The 7,351-nt window shown below is 40.8% G+C and carries 4 protein-coding genes; 2 read left to right on the forward strand and 2 right to left on the reverse strand.

Translation table 11 applies throughout. The features are described 5' to 3' along the window. Window positions 1-267: 267 nt before the first annotated feature. Window positions 268-831, forward strand: coding sequence for a DUF4126 domain-containing protein (locus tag UYC_RS0131980; protein ID WP_016872295.1), 564 nt, complete (start codon window positions 268-270; stop codon window positions 829-831). Here UYC_RS0131980 and UYC_RS0131985 read toward each other — a convergent pair. Next, complete coding sequence (locus UYC_RS0131985; protein WP_016872294.1) at window positions 828-4,403, reverse strand: WD40 domain-containing protein; 3,576 nt, start codon at window positions 4,401-4,403, stop codon at window positions 828-830. The genes UYC_RS0131980 and UYC_RS0131985 overlap by 4 nt on opposite strands. Window positions 4,404-4,705: 302 nt before the next feature. Between UYC_RS0131985 and psbA the strand changes: the two genes are divergently transcribed. After that, entirely contained in the window at window positions 4,706-5,764 is a 1,059-nt protein-coding gene (gene psbA, locus UYC_RS0131990; RefSeq protein WP_016872293.1) for a photosystem II q(b) protein, read from the forward strand. Between the two features lie 107 nt (window positions 5,765-5,871). On the opposite strand, the gene hemH is transcribed toward psbA, so the two are convergent. Beyond that, window positions 5,872-7,035 (reverse strand): ferrochelatase, encoded by a 1,164-nt coding sequence (gene hemH, locus UYC_RS0131995; protein WP_016872292.1) that lies wholly within the window; start codon window positions 7,033-7,035, stop codon window positions 5,872-5,874. Window positions 7,036-7,351: the final 316 nt, after the last annotated feature.

Genomic DNA, 7,351 nt, shown 5'->3' on the forward strand with positions numbered 1-7,351 from the left:
CCTCTTTCCTCGGTGTTCTCAGCGTACTCTGTGGTTTACGATTCCATAACTCGTGCGTAAGTCCCGATCCAAAATTAGTAAAGTGGGGGAAGAACCAAAAATTTTCTTCCCCATCTTCGTCTTAGAATAACGAGCATTACTTAACCTTAAAAATACTGATGATTAATGTAAAACTTTATCTAAAATTCAATTTGTTGATAAAAATTTAGCACAAGAGGGTAAGTTTACATCACAAACCCTTAGTTATAAATTAGCGCTCTAGGTGAAATGATTGAACTCCTAGCTGCACTTTCTGCTTCAGCCGCCGCCGGAATCAGAATAGCTTTACCCTTACTCTTTATTGGACTGTTACAGGGCGGCAATCTCTGGTCACAAGTGCCAATTTTATCTCAAATTTCCTCACCCGTCTTACTGGCGATTCTGACTAGTTGGTCATGTTTTGAGCTATTTGCTTCTAAAAAATTGATTGGTCAAAGATTCCTACAAATAATACAGCTTTTATTATCCCCGCTTGTAGGAGCAATTATGGGATTAGCCGTAGCTTCAGCAACAGCAACTCCCAGTTGGCTCATTGCCTTGATTGGGGGTATGCTCGCCTTAGTACTCCAACTAGTTCAGATTGGCTGGTTCTTTCGCTTGCGCGGCTTACCTCTGTGGGCAACTTTTATTCAAGATACACTGTGCATTGCATTAGTATTCTTTGCCTTTGATGCTCCTCGGCAAGGAGGATTAATAGCTTTAATTATGCTGTGGTTTGCAGTCGGTAGTGGTAAATACTGGTATCGTCGCTATAGGCGGTATACTCGCCAGAAGTACTATCAACCCGATTAGTCAGCGATCGCTCCCAATGCTAAGAGTGTATCTCGCTGGGCAGGCGTCAAACCAGTGGCACCTGTAATATTCATACCTTCATAAGGTCTGAGACTTTTGAGAATTTTTAGACACTTACCTTCTATTACATCCCAAAGCCGGATGGTTTGATCTTCACTGCTACTGGCAAGAAGGCGAGAATCGATAAAAGCTACTGCATAAATCCATCGCCTATGACCTTGAAGCACTTTCAAACACTCTCCAGTTTCCACATTCCAAATTCTAATCGTTTTGTCAGTACTAGCACTAGCAAGAAAATTACCATCAGAACTGTAAGCCACAGAAACGACAGCGCCAGAATGCCCGTGTAGGGTTGAAAGACACTTTACAGTCTCAACATCCCAGATTTTGATTGTTTTATCTTCACTACCACTTGCCAAGGTTTGTCCATCCGGACTAAACACAGCCGACCAAATTGCTGTAGTATGTCCAGTAAATATTTTGATGCACTGTCCTGTCTGCACATCCCAACCCCGAATTAAGAAATCTGCACCAGTACTAATCAAAAGCTTGCCATCGCGACTATAAATAGTTGAGACAGCAGCAGTATCATGTTGAAAAACTCGCAGACATTCTCCAGTCTGCACATCCCATATTCGTACTTGTTTATCACTACCACCACTAGTTAAGTACCCATCGGGACTAAAGGCAACTGAAAGCACCCAGCTTGTGTGTCCTCGCAAAATTTTTAGACATTCTCCAGTTTGAATATCCCAAATTCTCACCGTTTCATCAGAACTGCCGCTTGCCAAAGTTCTACCATCAGGGCTGAAAGCCACAAAGCGTACCCAGTTTGTATGTCCTTCTAAAGTTTTGATACACTTGCCAGTATTAATATCCCAAAGTTTAACTTTTTGGTCTTCGCTACCACTAGCTAAAATCGGAGAGTCACAAAGATGATTGTAGGGAGAGACGGCTAATGCCCAGATCCCGCTACCATATCCACTCAAGGTGCGGAAACACTTGCCTGTGCTAATATCCCAAAGTTTAATAGTTTGGTTATCATCACTGGCAATCAAATTTTTTCCATTCGGACTAAAAGCGAGCGATCGCAAAGTGTTGGTGTGTCCTTGTAAAGTTTTTAGACATTCTCCAGTGTGAATGTTCCACAGTCGAATCGTTGCATCACTACTACCACTGGCGATCGTATTACCATCTTGACTACAGACAACACACCAGACATGATTTTTATGACCTTGAAGTATGTGCAGACATTGACTCGTTGATACATCCCAAATCCTAACAGTACCATCTGCACTACCGCTCACCAGCAATTTACCATCTATGCTAAATGCTACAGACCAAACATCACGGCTGTGACCGTGCAAAGTTATCAAACATTCGCCAGTATTGACATTCCAGAGTTTAATTGTCTGGTCAATGCTCCCACTGGCTATAGTTTGACCATCTGGACTACAAGCAATAGAACAAATCCAATCGATATGTCCTTGCAGTGTTTTCAGACATTCTCCACTTTTTATATCCCACAGTTTGATAGTCCGGTCAATACTACCACTAGCAAGAATGGGATGATTATTACTTGAATTTGGCTGTTCAACCAAAGCAGCAGTCCAAACAAAGCTATTATGCCCGCTAAATACTTGCAAACATTCACCTGCAAGATTCCAATACTTGACAGTTTGATCATCGCTAGCACTAAATAATGTTTGACCATCAGCACTAAAGACAATTGCACGTACCCAACCTGCGTGCCCCTCCCAAGTCAAGCGTTGCTCTCCATCTGTGATTTGCCACAAAGAAATTTTGCCGTCAGTATCGCCAGTCGCCACCAGACTACCATCTGGGCTTACTGCTACGGTAAAGATGTAACTTAAATTGGCAGTAAACGTAGATTTTGCCAAATCCGCATGGGCAAAGTTAGTTTGGTGTAAGTTAATTCCTTTGCAATCAGCTTGCCAAATCGTTACCTCAGAAAAATCATGGTTACTTAAATTTATGTTTAGCTGACGAAGTAAATTAATAATATTTCCACCTACATATCCTGTTTCACTTGGTTTCTTGCCACGCAGTGATGCCAAAATTGCCATTAACTGAGATTCAATCCGGTTGGTACTTCCGAAAATAGACAGTAATTTTTGAATAACAGGGTTAAGAATCAGGTAGATTTGAATTTCTTTGATGTAATCTTTGGCTGTGGCTTTGATGAGTGCATGAGTTTTGAAGAGAGAAACACCCTGATTTTCAATTTCAATGCATACTCGCTGAATCAAGCAACTAGTCATGTACTCCATTAAGACAGGTTGTAGCGTAAACAAACCGCTGCCTTTTTCAATGAGCGATCGCCTCTCTAAAGCCTCTAGTGCTGCCATTAACTCAGCAGTGGAAGTAGAAGATAGTAAATCAGCCTGTAATTCTGTAAAACTCACTGGTTCGCGATTAATTGCTAACCAGTACATAACTTCTTGTTCTAAAGCTGACAAGCGCCGAAACTGCTGTTCGAGTAAATCCTGAATATCACCAAAGATAATTGTGCCTTGAGTAAGAAAACGGGAGATATCGCCATCAAATAAATCCCGAATAGTTGTTGCTACAATTTTCAGTGCCAATGGGTTACCAGCATAAGATTGGATTAATTTCTGCCAGTCATGATTTGAGCCATTAAAATTCCCTTTACAACTAAAGATAGCTTGTCCATCTGCAATTGATAAACCAGATAATTGTAAAGAACGAACAGGTAAATTTTCCCCTTCAAAAATGGCAATTTCTTTTGGCTTTTCTCGACTTGTTAGCACTAGGCAGCTTTGATGACGAAACTCACCAATGCGCTGAAAAAATTCTCCATAGCCTTCATATCCGGCTCGATATTTACCCGTTTTTCCTAGCTCATTACTTGTTAAAATTGTCTCTGCATTATCAAGAATGAGCAAGCAGCGATATTTTTGAAGATAGTTTAGCAGTCGAGAAAATTTTTCATCTAAAGATTCAGGTAATTCGCTTTCCTTTTGGTGAGAAAGAAATTGAATAATGTTAGTTAAAAGTGAATCAAGAGTTGGAGCATTCTGTAGAGAACGCCAAATAGTATACTCAAATTCTGTCTGAATTTTCTCACCTATTTTTACAGACAAAGAAGTCTTGCCAATTCCACCAATACCCAATAGCGCCACTAATCGGCAACGGTCTTGAATTATCCACTTTTCTAGAAGTTCTAGTTCTTGTGATCGTCCGTAAAATAAATAAACATCAACTGCTTTATCCCAGTCTTGATGTGTATTTGAGTCTAAATTTGGGTAGATTTTTTCTTTTACTTGATTATTAAAATGATGCAAACTCCATCTTCTCAAAACAGTACGAAAGTTATTTTTCGTAACTTTTACACCCATAATTTCTGAGATATTTTTCCAAAGTTGGAAGCCTACAAGTTTGACATAGTCAGCATCGTAACCTAAATTTTGAGCTATTTCAGGATAACTTTTTTGTTCCCAACACTGTCTAAATATGACTTCCTGTAAGTCATTTAATGCTGCGTTTTTTAGAAGACTTTCAATAATTTCTAAAGCCTCTTCAACATTCATGATTCGCAGGATTTTTTAAGTGTTTTAGTAAAAATGTAGTTTTTGTAGAGACGCGATTAATTGCACTCTACACCAACAATTATTGTCAAAAAGGAATACCCTTTCCAGATGTAAAGAGTATTATCCCTATTATTTTTTATAACTGATTGCTGGTTTTAATAACTAACACTAACTAAATTCTATAACTTTTAATAACTTTTAGTAACTGCAAAGCCTGGGCAAGTTTTTTAGGATGCAATCAGTTGTTGTGACTCAGAGAACAACAACTAAATCGTCAATTATCACTGTCATTATTTGAAAATATGACCACAACCTTACAAAGACGTACAAGTGCCAATGTCTGGGAACGCTTCTGTGAGTGGATTACCAGCACAGAAAATCGCCTATATATTGGTTGGTTTGGCGTGTTAATGATTCCTACCCTACTTACCGCCACCACCTGCTTTATCATCGCCTTTATCGCTGCTCCCCCCGTGGACATCGATGGAATCCGCGAGCCTGTGGCAGGTTCCTTGCTCTATGGCAACAATATCATCTCTGGTGCGGTTGTACCTTCTTCTAATGCGATCGGTTTGCACTTCTACCCAATTTGGGAAGCTGCATCCTTAGATGAGTGGCTCTACAACGGTGGGCCATACCAGCTAATTATCTTCCATTTCCTAATCGGTTGTTTCTGCTATCTCGGTCGTCAGTGGGAACTGAGCTATCGTTTGGGGATGCGTCCTTGGATCTGTGTAGCGTACAGCGCCCCCTTAGCTTCTGCTACTGCAGTATTTCTTATTTACCCCCTTGGACAAGGTTCTTTCAGTGATGGTATGCCCTTGGGTATTTCGGGAACCTTCAACTTTATGTTAGTGTTCCAAGCCGAACACAATATTTTGATGCACCCCTTCCACCAATTAGGAGTTGTAGGTGTATTTGGAGGTGCTTTAATTTCTGCGATGCACGGCTCTTTGGTAACCTCTACCCTAGTGCGTGAAACCAGTGAAACCGAATCAGCCAACTACGGCTATAAATTTGGTCAAGAAGAAGAAACCTACAATATTGTTGCTGCTCACGGCTACTTGGGAAGACTTTTTTGGCAATACGTTAGCTTCAGAAACTCTCGTTCATTGCACTTTGTTTTAGCCGCTTTACCTGTAATTGGTATCTGGTTTACCGCCTTGGGTATCAGCACAATGGCATTTAACCTCAACGGTTTTAACTTTAACCAATCCGTAATTGATTCTCAAGGACGTGTAATTAACACCTGGGCAGATATCATCAACCGTGCCAACCTGGGAATGGAAGTGATGCACGAGCGTAACGCTCATAATTTTCCTCTAGACTTGGCTGCTAAGGCTCCTGCAATCAACGCTTAGGTTTGTTTCAGATTTCGGTTGTTGTTCTATGAGTGCTTAATGAAATACAACCAATAATGGCGCTCCCAAAGGAGCGCTTTTTCTTTTATTTAGTCTTTTACACCTGACTACAAAATCCCAAGCATATGCAATAAACCATGTCCAGTAATTAATTCAATCATTAAGCCAATAAAACCAAGCATAGCAATACGACCATTCCAAACTTCTGCACTCGTAGTAATACCCCATTCCCAACGCTCTGGCGGATAGATTTTGACCTTTTTTTTCATTTGGTAGACTTGCGAAAGCTTAATACTAGGGGCTTTAAGGGCATCAACTACCAAGTCTGCTAGCGCTTTAATAAATACTGGATGGGTGTTGAGAGCTGGTACGCGACGGAAGTTATGAATTCCTGCTTCCTCTGCAATTTCTCGATACTCAAGGTCAATTTCTTCGAGTGTCTCGATATGTTCGGACACGAAACTTATAGGCACGACAACTAAGTCTTTTACGCCTTTTTCTGCTAGCTCTGGGATGGCATCTTCAGTATAGGGTTGCAGCCATTCTACAGGGCCAACACGACTTTGGTAAGCCAATGTATGAGCATTGGGTCGATTGAGTGTCTGCATAATTAAATAGGTGCATTCCTCAATTTCTTGCTGATAGGGATCGCCTGCTTCTTCAACATAACTTTTGGGAACTCCATGAGCGCTGAAAAATACATGAGCCTCATCTGGATTGGGCACTTGATCGAGTTCCTGAGCTATCAGTGCCGCCATTGCCTGGAGATATCCTGGTTGTTTGTACCAAGAGGGAATAACGGTGTATTCAATTCGCTGGAGCCTTGGATCTTCTTGCCAAATTTTCTCTAAAAGTCGAAAGCTCGAACCGCTTGTGCTGATAGAAAACTGGGGATACAGTGGTAAGATGACCAATTTTTCGATCCCGTCTTGGTTAAGGCGAGCGATCGCTTCTTCCGTATAGGGATGCCAGTAACGCATACCAATGTATATATTAGCTTCCTGTCCCAAAGCGTGCAGTTGTTCTTTTAGAGCTGCACCCTGCGCTTCGGTAATGCGTCGCAACGGGGAACCACCCCCAATTTTGCGGTAGTTTTCTTGAGATTTTTTGGTACGGCGTGAGGCAATAAACCAAGCTAGGGGTTTTTGCAACCAGGGAAAAGGTAGGCGAATGATTTCTGGATCAGAAAACAAGTTATATAAAAACGGTCCTACATCCTCTAATTTCTCCGGACCACCGAGATTGAGTAGTAATACGCCTACACGACCCATAGCAGTAACAATCCCCCAATCTTTTCAGCTTTTTTACTAATGTTAACAATAATATCTCGATCTAAATATATAAGTTAACGAAAAGGAAAGAAGTAATGGCAACTATTTTAAGAGATTGGAGTTACCGTTACTAGTAGCTTTACGATACTGTATCTCGTTTAGCAGCCCTAAGTGTTGCGGAGACGTAAAACTTCGCCAGCTAGCTTTGTATGACTTAACAATTAACTACAATTAACTCAGAAGGCAAAGAAATAGGCAATTAACAATCTAAGTCTAGTTGGGCAAACAGACTAATTTATTTTTAAAATACAAAAAA

The organism is Chlorogloeopsis fritschii PCC 6912 (assembly GCF_000317285.1).
GTDB lineage: Bacteria > Cyanobacteriota > Cyanobacteriia > Cyanobacteriales > Nostocaceae > Chlorogloeopsis > Chlorogloeopsis fritschii.

What these genes read in the sequence shown, in the direction of transcription:
- UYC_RS0131980 (WP_016872295.1), top strand. Translation starts at nt 268, where the DNA reads ATGATTGAACTCCTAGCTGCACTTTCTGCTTCAGCCGCCGCCGGAATC.
- UYC_RS0131985 (WP_016872294.1), bottom strand. Translation starts at nt 4,403, where the DNA reads ATGAATGTTGAAGAGGCTTTAGAAATTATTGAAAGTCTTCTAAAAAAC.
- psbA (WP_016872293.1), top strand. Translation starts at nt 4,706, where the DNA reads ATGACCACAACCTTACAAAGACGTACAAGTGCCAATGTCTGGGAACGC.
- hemH (WP_016872292.1), bottom strand. Translation starts at nt 7,035, where the DNA reads ATGGGTCGTGTAGGCGTATTACTACTCAATCTCGGTGGTCCGGAGAAA.